The sequence below is a fragment of the Paenibacillus sp. FSL H7-0357 genome (assembly GCF_000758525.1).
Classification (GTDB): domain Bacteria; phylum Bacillota; class Bacilli; order Paenibacillales; family Paenibacillaceae; genus Paenibacillus_AQ.
Genome location: NZ_CP009241.1, coordinates 5594548 through 5608234, shown reverse-complemented (window position 1 = coordinate 5608234; position 13687 = coordinate 5594548). Strand labels below are relative to the sequence as shown.

The following is a 13687-nucleotide window of genomic DNA, read 5'->3' as shown; positions in this document are numbered from 1 at the left end:
CTCTCTTTCTCAAATTATAAAATATTATAAAAGTTTTTTGGTGTCTGTTCGTAAGGAAGCTGTACAGAAAATTCCATATCCTTCTGTGAAGCGAAAGTAAACAACTGCCAATCATTCTGCTGTGGGGAACCAAAGGTCATTTCCACTTGTCCTGCTGTTACATCAAAAATCATAGAACGCAATGTGCCGAAAAAGTCTCCGTAGTAGTGGCAGCATAACCCATTTGGATAGGGTGAAGATAGCAATTGTTTTATATCTGTTTTCGTGAATTTTTCCCTTGCGTGGCTAAAGTGGACAATAAGGTCGTTTCTAATCATGGAATTTTCTAGGATCACTTTCTCAAAGGACTTTAGCTCAGTAAGTACTGCGTGATTGGTAGCACTTAAAAAAGATTCTTCTGTTTGGCCATCCAGTAACTTATTCGCTTTGTGTCCATCAATACATTCAAACAAGGCTATTTCACCACTTTTATCGGCAAGCATCAAATTCATGTTGTACCCGATGGGAGCCTCCATGCAATAATTAACTGCTTCCTTAACGTTTTGGCAATTTTCCAAAATTCCGCGAATGACAGCCCAGAACTGCAGTCCGCTTACTTCCGCCTTCTGTCCGCCCTCAAAATTACCCACAGGCATTCCGCAGGAGGCTTGGGCAACGGCAAGGCCACATTCATTCATCCCATCACCGCGACCAAATAGGTTAATCATAGAGCCGAGATGCTTGTATTTACCAGCTGTTTGAGTATAGCTAAAGCAAAGCTCCTCCATCACATCGGAGAACTCATAATTCCTCGCAAGGATAGTATGTCCGTCCCGTGTTTTGGCAGGCATTGCCGCAAACAAGCTGCATCCGCGTTCTAAATAGGTCATAGCATAAAACAATGCTTGACCGCGTTCAATACCAACGGTATCAGCGAATCCTTGTATTTCTTCATTAATACCGCTGCAATATTGATCCAGTAGTTCTGTGATTTCCTGTAATTTCTTTTGAGGGTACACATTTAGAGGGAGCAACATAGCTTTGAGCATTTCCGGTTTGGACAACGCCCATTTACCAAGCAATACGCCAATTTGATAACTGTTTCCTTCAAAGGTTTTATAATACGCCGTGGTTTTTTTCAAAATAGTCACCTTACCTTTCCTGTTTTACTTTACAAGAAAGGAAATAATTGATTTTGATATTTTCTGCTGTTTTAGGTTTTTGGCATGATACTGTTTCAGCTTGCTCTTAGCTGTTACAGGAATTTCCGTAAAGTGTTCAGCCGCTTGATTCCTTCCGTGCCGGCCCATCCTCCGGCACTTGCCAGGATTACATTGTGGAAAAGCTTCAACGCTATAGAATAGGTTACAGTCCCGAGGATAATTTCGATGACAAAGAAGCGCAGGATATCGCTGGAGGTTATGATATAGACTTTGAATTCTTGGTTATGGGTCATGGATTAATCACCGTCTCTTCAGGGTTTATGTAACTAAATATGCTTATTTTAGGTTGTCTAATGCCTAAAATCACCTATCAACCGCTAACGTTGTCATGTCCTTGTTCCTTGCTGCAAACTTTTGTTCTGCGGGATAAATGGTATATATTATATTTGAGGAATAATTGAATGTTTATATTTGAACAAAGGTGAGGAGCAGGGGAATGAACACAGCGGAGTTCCAACAGTACGTAAGAGAATTCAGTGAAGTGAAAGGTTTTGACAGGAGTACCATTGAGCAGCGGATGTTGTACTTGATGACTGAGGTTGGTGAGTTGTCGCAAGAGGTACTGTCAGTATCCTTTCATCCCGATGCCGAGAAGAAAGAGAATCTCGGTTATGAGATGTACGATGTGGTGTGGAACATCTTTGATTTAGCTAACAAACTGGACATTAATCTGGAGGACGCCTTCAATCGCAAGAAGGAAATCAATGACAACAGAAACTGGGAATAATATGGGGAATGTATCTCATTTGTATAGAATGTGATATTGTTAATAGCAGTGTGAAATGTGTGTGGTCTTGGAATTAGCAGGACTAGAAGGGACGAACGGCATTATGTTAAAGACAGAATTTATTGATGTATTGTCGGTCATTTCCATAAAGTTATATGATTCGGCTGCCAAGGTTATGGATACAGCAAGCAAGTTAATCCCCGCAAATACTTTCTGCATCGCGAATCTGGATAGTCTCTCTACAAAGGTGATGAAAGCATACAACCGGGACAAGCTCATCTTGGGAGAGGGACTGGTAGTAGACAATGAGGAGTCTTACTGCGCGCTGGTGACGGAGCATGCCCAGGGCCCGCTGCTTATTAACAATAATCTTACCCATCCGTTAACCAAAGACATGGATGCGACTCAATTCGTAGGCGGTTGTTCGTTTATCGGAGTTCCGATCCGTAATGAAAAAGGCGAGTTTTACGGTTCACTTTGCTCTTTTGATCAGGATTTCTATCAGTATCAGCAACGGGATATTGAATTGCTGCTTTCTTTGTCAGCCTTTTTCACCGTGCTGCTTGAAATGGAATCAACGCTTATACAGCTGAGAGAGGCTGAAGAAATAGCTGCGCAGGTACTGGAGGACAAGAATAATCTGCTTGCAGTGCTCAGTCACGAAATTCGTACACCGATGAACGGTGTCATTGGCATGGCAAGCTTGCTGGAGTCGACTGAGCTCTCCGAGGAACAGTCCATATACGTCGATGTCATCGAGAAGAGCGGTAGTAATCTGCTTGCTATGATGGATCAGATCCTGGATTATTCCAAAATGGAGGCTGGCACAATGACGCTCGACAACAGCCCGTTTATTGTCCGTGAAGTCGTGGGCCATGTATTGCAACTATTCTCCACAGAAGCAGAGAAGAAGGGCCTGGAATTGTCGGCCGTTTTCGATAGCGAGGCCAATCCCAGACTGCTGGGAGACAGCAATAAAATCCGTCAGGTTTTGACCAACCTGCTTGGGAATGCACTTAAATTCACGGAAAAGGGTGAAGTATGCCTTTCAATCCGGAATCAAGCTGCCCCAGATGGCGGGGTCATCGTTACTTTCGAGGTAAGGGATACCGGGATCGGCCTGCCGGCCGAACAAATGAACAGTCTGTTCCATTCCTTCTCGCAAATTCATGATAAAATAACTCCGGGCAAATTTGGCGGTGCGGGATTAGGACTCTCAATCTGCAAGCAGCTTGCCGAATTGATGAACGGGAGAGTATGGCTTAAGGATTCGTGTGAACAGGGAAGCTGCTTTGTATTCGAACTTCCATGTGCTGTCGCGTAATAACCTGTATATCAACTTAAATTGTAAATAGTTGATCTTACTCCTCCGAAGCGCTTGTGCAGCCTCAAGCGCTTCGGAGGAGTATTTGTGATGTCCTGTCTAGACCGAGGTTGCTTAATTCTAAATAGCGTTTTAGAATATAAGTAATGACTTATATGTTGGAAAGGAGAAACCTGCATGGATGTTCTAAATGAACTCGTGGATGATCTGAAGCTGCTGGGTGACAAAACACGTCTCTCTATGCTTTCGTTATTGAAAGAACGGGAGTGGTGTGTCTGTGAATTCGTTGAATTATTTGATATTTCACAGCCGGCGATCAGTCAGCACTTGCGCAAACTGAAAAGCAAAGGGCTGGTCAAAGAACAGAAAAGAGGGCAATGGGTTCATTATTCCCTGAATATCAAAGACAAGCCGCATATTCAGGCTATTCTTGAGTATACGCCGGATTCCAAAGAGATTTTGGCAGGACTCAACAAGGTGTCTGGTGCTGTCTGCTGTGACTAAATAGAATCATACATAAACGGGAGGGTCAGACTTGGTAATACTTGCAATTTTTATATTTTTGCTCACATTGGTTTTTGTTATTTGGCAACCCAGGAACCTGTCTATCGGCTGGTCGGCCTGCGGAGGTGCGATTCTCGCTTTGCTGGCAGGTGTAGTCAGCTTTAACGATGTTCTCGATGTCACTTTAATCGTGTGGAATGCTACACTGGCGTTTGTTGCGATTATTCTGATTTCCTTAATCCTTGATAAGGTTGGGATCTTTGAATGGGCTGCCCTGCATATGGCGAGAGCTGCACGGGGGAATGGAACCCGGATGTTCATCTATGTCACACTTCTTGGTGCGGTAGTGGCTGCGTTTTTTGCCAATGACGGAGCGGCGCTTATCCTGACGCCTATTGTCCTGGCCATGGTCCGTGCGCTGAATTTTGATGAGAAAAAGGTCTTTCCCTTCATCATCGCCAGCGGCTTTATTGCGGATACGACCTCATTGCCGCTGGTGGTAAGCAATCTGGTCAATATCGTATCGGCGGACTTCTTCGGAATCAGCTTCATGGACTATGCAGGGCATATGCTGATACCTACACTGTTTTCTTTGGCAGCAAGTACCCTGGTGCTATACCTCTTCTTCCGTAAAAGCATCCCGCGTAACTTCGACAGCTCAGAGCTTAAACATCCGCAAGAGGCGATCGAAGACCCAAAAATGTTCAAACTGTCCTGGCTTGTGCTTGCGATTCTGCTGGTTGGATACTTCGTCAGTGAATTCCTGAACATTCCGGTTTCTGTGGTGGCTGGGACTATTGCGATCTTTTTCCTGCTCATGGCCAGAAGAAGCTCTGCTATTTCAACAATGGAAGTAGTTAAGGGCGCACCTTGGGCGATCGTGTTCTTTTCTGTCGGGATGTATGTTGTTGTGTATGGATTGCGGAATGCCGGGTTAATGGATATACTAGCGGATTTGATTCAGGTTGTTGCGGATCAGGGGGTATTCGCTGCCACAATGGGGATGGGCTTTATAGCCGCTGTCATTTCATCGGTAATGAATAACCTGCCTACGGTCATGATTGACGCACTGGCTATCGACGCCACACATACCTCCGGAATCATTAAGGAAGCTTTGATATATGCCAATGTCATCGGCTCAGATCTAGGCCCGAAGATTACGCCGATCGGATCACTGGCCACGCTGCTGTGGCTGCATGTGCTCTCGGGCAAAGGTGTGAAAATCTCCTGGGGCACGTATTTTAAGACCGGAATTATATTGACGATTCCTACATTGTTTATCACTTTAGTGGGCCTCTATTTAAGATTGACTCTATTTTAAACCTAAACTATATTGCATTGCGCCTATGGATCGACCCTTGGCCTGAATTCAAATCGAACAGTACAATCGAGTCTGTAGGCGCTTTTGTAAAGTGGGGATAAGTATGAACAACTATATAATATCTTTTACAAAAAAGTTTGATTATTTTTTCGGGCAAAAAGAAATCGCGAATCTTATTTATTTACATGATGAGGGTGATAATGAGAGATTAGATCATGTCCTTTTTCTTGAGAAAGATAGTGGTGATGTCATAGGCTTGTATATAAGAGGCATGAACCCGTTATTCTCAGTGAATAGAATTTACGATTTGGATGATTTTAATTTATTTGCAAGTTATGAAGGGTTAATTGAATGTAAGGAAAATTTTAAACTCAAAATAGAGTATGTAGGTATGTTTTTTAACACTCAATACAACGAATTATTGGGTTTCTATTTGGCGAATAATGATGCATCCAGTTCTATATTCATATTATTTTTACAAGATGAAATTTATATGGAAAAGGATTGTAGCAGATACGAGGTTAGTAGGGTACTTGAAAAAAGGTTTTCGACTGAAGGTTTTATAACATACGAAAAAAAATGTGAAACTGACTGGGAAAAAATCATCAATCTATCTTTATCTCTCAGGGGAGAGTGCTAGGAACAGGTTATTTTTCAATTATAGTCCAATCTATTCCTTCTTCAAGTTCAGTATCTTGAAGAACTGTCTCGCTTTTCATCAACAATAACAAATTAAAGAGAAAGAGGCGAAGTTGTGAAATCAATAAAAGATTTTTATGATGAAAGAGTTGCAAAAGTTCGCTGGTTCGAGAATTGTGGTAAAGAGATAAGGGAGCCTTATTTTGAAGGTAATATCATAATTGTTGATAGTTGGACAAAAGCTCAGAAAGGGATAAACGGGAAATGGGACAATCTGAAACTAGAAATAAGAAATAATCTAACGGGTGCTTTACATGAACGTTGGAGAAATGAATATAGAGAATGGAATACGATTACTTTAGAAGCGAAAGCTGTACTCCAAAAAGGTGTACTTAACGAACTCAAATCTTATGTTTCTGCTAATAACATCAATTATAGTGTATATGAGAGTGTTGAATGGGATCTTCTTTGCGTGTTGATGGAATATGCCTACAGCGATCTCGTCGCTCCAGGTTTTTATTTCAAAATGTTTGATGTATATGAAGCAGGTCATCTTCCATGTGGCTGGAAAGGAAAATGGCCGGAAGGAAGTGTTTTAATTTTTTAATATAAGGATCTAACCTCCGGAGGTACATATGGTTAAAAATGATGACTTTGCATCAGGTGAGCTAATAAATCATTTGCGTGAAAATATTGGAGAACCTAGTTTTGTAAACATGGAAGGTTTTATGCAAAACATAAATATAGATTTAATAGTATTTGAGGCAAACACTAATAGAAACTATCACACCATAGTTACTTCTGGAATGAGCAACTATTCATCCAATGTGGAGGAAGGATATGAAGAGTGGAAATACACAGAATTAATAATGTATTTACCTTCAGAGTGGCCTGTACGACAAGCTGACATCCAAGATGAATTGTATTGGCCTTTCGTCTGGTTACGGAAACTTGGGAAGTTTACATTTGATCATCAAACTTGGTTTTGTTACGGTGACAGTATTCCAAATGGAGATCCTCCGCAGTTATTAAGCAACAAAAACCCATTTGCCGGCTTTATGCTGTTACCACCTATAAACGAGAACCCTGATTTTTTCATACTAAAAACTCCTGATAAAGAAATTCAGTTTCTAGTTGTATTTCCTGTTTTTTTGGAGGAAATGAACTTTCTGAGGGATAATAATTTTACACTGTTGTTGGAGAAGTTTGATGATTGCCATATTAATGACATTATTAATCTGCAAAGGGTTAATGTTTGTGAGTAAGCAGATTGATCTACGTCGGGGGTGAGCGGCATCATGCGGAGCGCATGGAGGAGATGGATTCATTCGTCACCGGGTAGCCCCCACTATTGATACTCTACCGCACCCAAAAATCTGAAATAATTCGATTGAATGGTTGCTTCAAGAAGTTCCTCAGTATACATAAAATTATATAGTAAAACTACTGCATTAAAATCATCCGTCAAACCTTCTTGTAGTAAGGCAGTAAATCTCAGAACAATCTCATCATCATAAGAGAATCCTTCAAGTAATTGATTCAGATTATTACTTGCTTCTTCATAATATTCTGCTTCTCTTACAGCATCATCATATCTACGAATCCCAAAATGTTTAGCAAAAATCGATGGAATAAAGTATCCTTCATCCGTATAAGACACAGTAAGCAGCCTATCCAATTCCTCGGAAGATTGAACATTGCCTACCCACAGAGATACGGCTCCTTCTTTTTCCATGTTTAGCCTCCTCTAAGGTTTTAATCCATCAGGCAGATCAGTAGACGAATCAATAATTTCTAACGTACAAGTTCATTGGCAGCGGCACTTACTTATTCACTTATTTCGCATTTTTCTAGCACCCATTCCTTTGCTTGTTCTGATTTCAACAATATAGGGTTCTCCAAGGTACCAATATTAATGCTTCTAAAATGAGCTTCTTCTATACCTGTAATATTTTTCAGTGTCACTCCGTTTAATAATGTTTCTTCAAATGAGGCTACACTTATATCTACATTTTCTAGTCTTGCATTACTAAAATCAGTTAAATAGAAAAATACATTAATCAAATTACAATTCACTAAATATGCATTTCTAAATATTGCTTCCCAACAATCACCTTTACTAAATCTGCTGTTTTTAATGACGCAATTAGAGAAATCTGTATACCCAAGATCTGATTTATAAAAATCGCATTTATCTAAATATGCATTTTTAAAAGTTGATGAGCATAATAATGATGCATGAAAATCGATATTTTCCAATTTTAGTTCATCAAAAATACACTCAGTTAAATATGCTTGTTCAAGCAATTTATTGGATAAATCAAAACCTCTTAAATCCACTTCATCTAATTTTAACACTTCGCCTTCTTTACCAATGGACTCAACCCACTTTTTATGTAGTTCAAAATTATTTATAATATTTCCTTCCATTTTCCCACTCCTTAAGAGACCAATTCAATTCTTGATTTCTTCCTCCGTTATACTTTCCATCCTTATCGTAAAGGTTATCTTTATCCGGCCTCCAGCTCGACCCAAGTACTCTCCTGATTCTAACGCATCAATCAGTCCTTGTCTCTCCGGGGTGAGAACCGCTTCATGCGGATTTTCATTTTTCGGACAACACTTTGCAAGAAGCCTTCGAGAGAATCCAGATTGCTTGGCAGGCGGAGAGTTTGGGTCTTGAGCTAGCCGTCGCCGAGCTTGGTTACCGGGTATCAGGACCATGTGTTTTGTTGGGATTAGGTACGTCCAGTTCACTGGAGAGGAGAAAACCAATCATGGTAGTATCTGACCACAATTGCCCTATTTTATGTATCGCTTTAGCGTTAATTAGGTTATTTCAAAAGGGGCAATGAAAAGTTTGAATTGACGAATCGAAACTCAACTTGCGTATTTGAAATTCGGGATATTCAATTCTGCAAACTCTTTTAGAGCCTCTGCAAAAGGCTCTCTTCCCATCAAATAGAAGCTATGAATAATGTGCGTAATATTCGGGTCAAAGGTTCGGAGTTCATTTATACACTCGATGACGATCTGATAGTATTTGCTCATTAAACGATAAAAGGTGAAATCAGGAGTTTTAGGAAGCTTGTCTAGTAGCTGAAACGGTTTTCTGGTGAGGACAAGTTCTTTTTTTCTAATACATATAGATATATAATTCAGTAGAATTGTCGCCAGCAGGAACGGGTTTTCATTTGCAGTTTTCGTAAATGAGTAATCCATCCGCTTTCGGATTAAGGACTGGACTAAAAAAACGGTATCTTCAAAGTCGAAAATGTGGAGCGTATTTGCAAAAAGCATAAGTGAGCGAGTGGTCCAGTCTGAATCACTTGAAATTCTGGACTTCAAAAAATTTCTGTCTGCTTCGGAAATCTCCCTGTCAGAATGATCCGTAATCTCCTTTAAAACCTCCAATAAGGTAATGAAAATTTTCTTTTCAGAGTCAGATAGTTCCTGGTGATTTCGTGCAACACGCTCCAGTTGTGTGAGCTCAGCAATTTTGTTGTCATAAAATATTTGATACATTTGTACCTCTAGAAGTGTCAGCGGGGATTTTTGATCTGATATATCCAACTTGTTCACAAACTCCGTAATTGAAATGGCATTGATTTGCAGCAAGCTGAACAAGTCCTCCGCGCATATTCTATGTAGGTTGTTCTCCACTTTTGAATAATAGGATTCCGAAATACAATTCTTGATGAATTCCTTCTGTGTCAGTTCTTTTTGCAAACGATATTCCCTCAATAAAGAACCAATTTCCATAAAAAAAACTCCTTTCGAATTCGAAATCATTGCCATACCTAGATAGTAAACAGGTTATGTTTGATTTATCAAGATAAAAGGAGAATGACAATGCACATTTATTTTTCTAACAGACAATTTCGGCAAATCGCTACTGCAAACATTTTCTCAACGATCGGGGATAAGATGTATTATCTGGCCATGTTGACTTTTGTCAGTACACTTCCTAACGCGCAGTTAGCGATTGGCCTGGTGACAGCGTCTGAATTGATTCCGCAGCTATTTTCCTCTTATACTGGGTATCGGGCAGACCAAACGCACAAGGTGGCCAGAAATTTAATTTGGGCTGATCTCATCAGAGTTGGCTTGTATTTCATCGTCGGCTTGCTATTTTGTTCGACCCTTGAGAAATGGATTGTGTTAATAGGCATCGTCATATTGAATTTCCTGTCCGATTTCACAGGATCGTACGCAAGTGGATTGCGGCTGCCGCTCATTGTGAAAGTTACTGGAAAAGAGGATTATCCTCAAGCCAGCGGCTTCAATCAGGGCATTTCACAAATCGTCGGCATGATTTCCCAATTCATAACCGCCTCCTTACTGATCGTTGTGTCTTACTCCTTTTTAGCCTGGACGAATGCAGCAACCTTTCTTTTTTCTGGCTTTATTATGCTGAGTTTTTTTAGAAGAAGCCCGCAATTCGCAACAAAGGCTGTAACCGAAGTACAGCAAGGTCATAAAGGGGACAGCTATTTCAAAAACCTGAAGGTGAGCTTTGCAGCCTTAACAAAGGAAAACAAGCTTTTCGGCGTAATTCTTGCAATTATCGTGCTTAATGCCATGCTATCGTCCCTCACACCACTCATTCAAATGATCATTGTATCGGCTAAAAATGAGATGGTTATTTATTCCTATCCATTTACAATAGCTGTACTAAGCACGGTGATTTCTCTTTCACTAGCTGCTGGCGGACTGCTGGGAACTAAAATACTCAAGCAAATGCATTTGCAGCAATTAGTGATGATCTGCTTAGTGTTTACCACTATTTTTTATCCTGCTCTACTTCTAAAAAATATGCTGATCATTCTGCCGATGCTAGCACCTGTTTGTTTCCTGGTCGGAACGATCGTACCCAAGTTATCCGGCTGGATCGTGTCCGTAGTAGAAGAGAACAAGCTGGCAACTACGATTGGCATCATTAATACACTTTTAGTAGGCCTTGCACCGTTAACAACCTTTTTATTAGTAACGATATCTGCTGCAGCTTCTCCAATTTTGACCATAGCGATTTTATTCGTCAGCTCCCTGGCATTGATGACATTTCAAATCAAGAGCGGCCGGGTCAATAAAAGCAAGCAGCATGTGAATCTCCAGTAGTGTGAGGAAAGGGGAACGTCAAATAGCCCCATCTAGCGAGAGGGGGTGAAATGGAGAGACGTTGATGGCAATACCCATTTTAGAAACCTGTTGTTAAGACTAACGGCGAGAAAATAATAATAAACAGGTCAATCATGGTGGTATCTGACCATATTCGACCTGTTCAATGTAACGTAGAATGGAAGAGTATTTGAAAATATCCAACTACTCTTCTGTATCATCATATAAATTTTCTAAAAAAACCTTGAAATTCTCAGAAATAAAATACATGTTGTCCATATCTTCAGTGTCTTCGTCATGAATCCCAAAATAAATATTTCCGAAACACTTCTCAGTAAGACCTATGCAAATTTGATTTCCACCAGAATCATCTGCAATTGGTAAAAATCCTGCATTAAGTATATCGTCAAAAATATCTATTTTTTTGTCTAAATTATCATACATTCCTCCAATGCCATAGAAAATATTTACCATACCCTTACCTTGCCCCTCAGAAATGATGAAGTAGTATGGTTTAGGATAGCCCCCATTGTATCTCAATAAAAAATCTCGATAATGGTTAGGAAGTTGCACTCCAATGATTCGCTCAAAAACTTGAAGTCTAGCTTCTGTTAAAACTTCTTGATTGCTTTGCATTTCCAAACCAATCTCCTCCTGTTCCGTTTACAATGGACCGTCCGCCCATGTGCTCATGTATGTCTTTTCAACTAACACCAGTTCTTTTGCTCGTCCCTTAAGCCTGATCCAAGTACTCTCCCCGATTACTACATGGGTATATGTGTTTCTGGTTGAATGATGAGTTCATTCAGCACTGGTCATCCTATTTTCATCTTCTAAAACAATAATCCTATAAGTTTTTTCTTTGAGAATTAATCTATTACCAACCGAAATGTGAATATCATCAAACTTTGCCTCTATGATGGTTTTCAGTTCATTCAGATCTGGTATTTCGTTGACAAATAAATAAAGGTCATTGATTTTTAAACACTCCATGTCAATATCCATTTCTATTTTAGATATATCTTGATCTTTACGTTCAACTTTTTCGACTCTGCAAATAATTTTGTCTCCGTTATCCATACCTGCTTTACCTTTACCAAACCGTCTTTCAAACTCTTCTTTCTCTTTTCGAGCAGTTTCTAATCCATAACGAGATATCAAATATCCTTGTACTATTTCATATTTCATACTAAAAAGTGAAGAAAGCTCGTAGTAGTTTGGCAGCCCTTCCTTAAAAATATGAACCAATTCACATATAAGGTCTGTAAAGTTACTCTCCTTTATGATTCTCCCTAATTGACCCCTCTCGTCGTTCCCGAACCAGTCAAATCCATTTGAAACTGTATCCACAATCACTTTAGCGAAATAGGGTTTAGTATATAGGAAATTTCTTTCTTGACTATAATTTGTATACATTAGAACTACCTCCCATCGATTCAGCGTTACATCAAACAGGCCGATTTTAAAATGGATATTGCGCAGGGAAGAGGGGGCGGGGGCGTCAGAAACATATGTTTTGGGATCAGGCAGGTTCAGCTTACGGGAGAGGAAAAGGGCCATTTCGATTTCCGTGCAGTTCTCAGACCGGGGGAGAAGTTGCTAGCGTAATTGTGCGTACAAGTAAAATGGAAGAATTCTTATACTGATATTATTTGAGTTAAGTCTGCTTGGGCTAAGCCGCCCGAATCACTCGGCATTGTGTGGGGTGTATATTAGAGCCAATCCCTAATATAATTTATCAAAAAAATCGTTGAAACTGTTTTTTAAAAAAGTCATGTTTTCCATTTCTTCATCTGACTCCATATCATGCATCCAAAAATATATTTTTCCAAAGTATTTCTCACTAATTCCAATACAAATCTCATTTCCTCCTGGATCACTAGCGATTGATATAAAACCTTCAGGCAGCTCACCATCTAAAATCTCAAATACCTTAGCCAAATTCCCCTTCATATCACCGATCCCGTAAAATTTATTTACGACACTTTCACCCGCTTCATCAGAAATCTTAAATGTAGATGCTTTAGGATACCCACCATTATTATTAAGCAAAAAATCAATATACTGCTCAGGAAGCTTTAGAACATATTTACCTTCAAATTCACGAATTTCATTTATAGTTATTGTCTTGTTTCCTCGATCCATATTCGCCATAGTTATTTTCCTTTTTGATTTTCTATTTTACTGTAGACTGACCACTGAATGCCTAAACTCACTAGGAATATCTTCATCGACAAGGATCATTGTCTTTCTATATTATTGGGCTTTATGAGTTAATTCTATATATTTGTTCTTCACCAGTTCCACATACTCTTCTAGATACTCAACCTCATGTTCATCCAAGCTGTCCAGATAGAGACGTGGCTATCTCATTAAGAACCTAATTAACATCTAATCCACAAAATCACAAATGGATTTTCGAAAGGAAATCTTGGAGCATTTTCTTTACTGGTAGGCTAGCAGTGTGTAATGAGTCATTTATACGTTGGAGTATATTTGGGTTATCTAATATCATTTTCTTAATTTCTTGATTTGTAAAACTTCTTAGTGTGTCAATACATATTTCGAATAATTCCTCATCATTCGTACTGAGCAATGATAATAAAATGTTGAATTCATTTACATTGCATTCATTATCCAAACTATACGCTAATTTTCTCTGCCACTCTATAGGTTTATTTTGCACTTGATTAGATAATTCAACCCAATCACTTGGGTTAAACTCCGAAAGCATCTCGCTTGCAATGACACAGCCATCATCGTACCACGAATCTACTGATGTATCAGCCGATAAAAGGTTATCTAGTTCTTTGTACATATTTGAGGCCTCCATTTATATTTGAATTAAAAAC

17 protein-coding genes are annotated in these 13687 nt (G+C 39.5%); 8 read left to right on the top strand and 9 right to left on the bottom strand.

Going from position 1 to position 13687, the window contains the following annotated elements; genetic code table 11:
- Window positions 1-14 precede the first annotated feature (14 nt).
- Together H70357_RS24835 and H70357_RS24830 are read right to left on the bottom strand one after the other, a co-directional pair.
- On the bottom strand, window positions 15-1130 hold the full coding sequence (locus H70357_RS24835; protein ID WP_231578313.1) for a C45 family autoproteolytic acyltransferase/hydrolase: 1116 nt from the start codon (window positions 1128-1130) through the stop codon (window positions 15-17).
- 104 nt (window positions 1131-1234) lie between these two features.
- On the bottom strand, window positions 1235-1435 hold the full coding sequence (locus H70357_RS24830) for a hypothetical protein (protein WP_038595159.1): 201 nt from the start codon (window positions 1433-1435) through the stop codon (window positions 1235-1237).
- Between the two features lie 203 nt (window positions 1436-1638).
- Between H70357_RS24830 and H70357_RS24825 the strand changes: the two genes are divergently transcribed.
- The 7 genes from H70357_RS24825 (at window position 1639) to H70357_RS24795 (ending at window position 6982) form a co-directional block, all read left to right on the top strand.
- The gene (locus H70357_RS24825) at window positions 1639-1929 is read left to right on the top strand and encodes a MazG-like family protein (protein ID WP_038595156.1); all 291 of its coding nucleotides are present in this window, start codon (window positions 1639-1641) and stop codon (window positions 1927-1929) included.
- A 103-nt stretch (window positions 1930-2032) separates the two neighbouring features.
- Window positions 2033-3253 carry a GAF domain-containing sensor histidine kinase gene (locus H70357_RS24820; RefSeq protein WP_038595152.1) on the top strand — a complete coding sequence of 407 codons (1221 nt, stop codon included), beginning with the start codon at window positions 2033-2035 and terminating at the stop codon, window positions 3251-3253.
- A gap of 177 nt (window positions 3254-3430) precedes the next feature.
- Window positions 3431-3757, top strand: coding sequence for an ArsR/SmtB family transcription factor (locus H70357_RS24815; protein ID WP_038595150.1), 327 nt, complete (start codon window positions 3431-3433; stop codon window positions 3755-3757).
- A 31-nt stretch (window positions 3758-3788) separates the two neighbouring features.
- Entirely contained in the window at window positions 3789-5078 is a 1290-nt protein-coding gene (locus H70357_RS24810) for an arsenical efflux pump membrane protein ArsB (RefSeq protein ID WP_038595147.1), read from the top strand.
- Window positions 5079-5181: 103 nt separating this feature from the next.
- Window positions 5182-5718, top strand: a complete 537-nt coding sequence (locus tag H70357_RS24805) for a hypothetical protein (protein ID WP_038595145.1) — start codon at window positions 5182-5184, stop codon at window positions 5716-5718.
- A gap of 114 nt (window positions 5719-5832) precedes the next feature.
- On the top strand, window positions 5833-6324 hold the full coding sequence (locus H70357_RS24800; RefSeq protein WP_038595143.1) for a hypothetical protein: 492 nt from the start codon (window positions 5833-5835) through the stop codon (window positions 6322-6324).
- A gap of 28 nt (window positions 6325-6352) precedes the next feature.
- Window positions 6353-6982, top strand: coding sequence for a suppressor of fused domain protein (locus H70357_RS24795; RefSeq protein WP_052092235.1), 630 nt, complete (start codon window positions 6353-6355; stop codon window positions 6980-6982).
- 83 nt (window positions 6983-7065) lie between these two features.
- On the opposite strand, the gene H70357_RS24790 is transcribed toward H70357_RS24795, so the two are convergent.
- The 3 genes from H70357_RS24790 to H70357_RS24780 all read right to left on the bottom strand — a co-directional run bounded on the left by H70357_RS24790 (window position 7066) and on the right by H70357_RS24780 (window position 9479).
- Window positions 7066-7452, bottom strand: a complete 387-nt coding sequence (locus H70357_RS24790; protein ID WP_038595141.1) for an immunity 22 family protein — start codon at window positions 7450-7452, stop codon at window positions 7066-7068.
- Window positions 7453-7544: 92 nt separating this feature from the next.
- On the bottom strand, window positions 7545-8147 hold the full coding sequence (locus H70357_RS24785; RefSeq protein ID WP_038595139.1) for a pentapeptide repeat-containing protein: 603 nt from the start codon (window positions 8145-8147) through the stop codon (window positions 7545-7547).
- A 450-nt stretch (window positions 8148-8597) separates the two neighbouring features.
- On the bottom strand, window positions 8598-9479 hold the full coding sequence (locus tag H70357_RS24780) for a helix-turn-helix domain-containing protein (protein WP_038595137.1): 882 nt from the start codon (window positions 9477-9479) through the stop codon (window positions 8598-8600).
- Between the two features lie 90 nt (window positions 9480-9569).
- Here H70357_RS24780 and H70357_RS24775 point away from each other — a divergent pair, with 90 nt between their 5' ends.
- Window positions 9570-10835 carry an MFS transporter gene (locus tag H70357_RS24775; RefSeq protein WP_038595135.1) on the top strand — a complete coding sequence of 422 codons (1266 nt, stop codon included), beginning with the start codon at window positions 9570-9572 and terminating at the stop codon, window positions 10833-10835.
- A gap of 204 nt (window positions 10836-11039) precedes the next feature.
- Here the strand turns inward: H70357_RS24775 and H70357_RS24770 are convergent, their stop codons facing one another.
- From H70357_RS24770 to H70357_RS24755, 4 genes are all read right to left on the bottom strand, one after another.
- Window positions 11040-11471: an SMI1/KNR4 family protein gene (locus H70357_RS24770; protein WP_038600388.1), complete on the bottom strand. Its 432-nt coding sequence runs from the start codon at window positions 11469-11471 to the stop codon at window positions 11040-11042.
- A 165-nt stretch (window positions 11472-11636) separates the two neighbouring features.
- Window positions 11637-12251, bottom strand: coding sequence for a hypothetical protein (locus tag H70357_RS24765; protein WP_038595133.1), 615 nt, complete (start codon window positions 12249-12251; stop codon window positions 11637-11639).
- Between the two features lie 309 nt (window positions 12252-12560).
- Window positions 12561-12989, bottom strand: a complete 429-nt coding sequence (locus tag H70357_RS24760) for an SMI1/KNR4 family protein (protein ID WP_038595130.1) — start codon at window positions 12987-12989, stop codon at window positions 12561-12563.
- A 250-nt stretch (window positions 12990-13239) separates the two neighbouring features.
- Window positions 13240-13653, bottom strand: a complete 414-nt coding sequence (locus H70357_RS24755) for a hypothetical protein (protein ID WP_038595128.1) — start codon at window positions 13651-13653, stop codon at window positions 13240-13242.
- Window positions 13654-13687 lie beyond the last annotated feature (34 nt).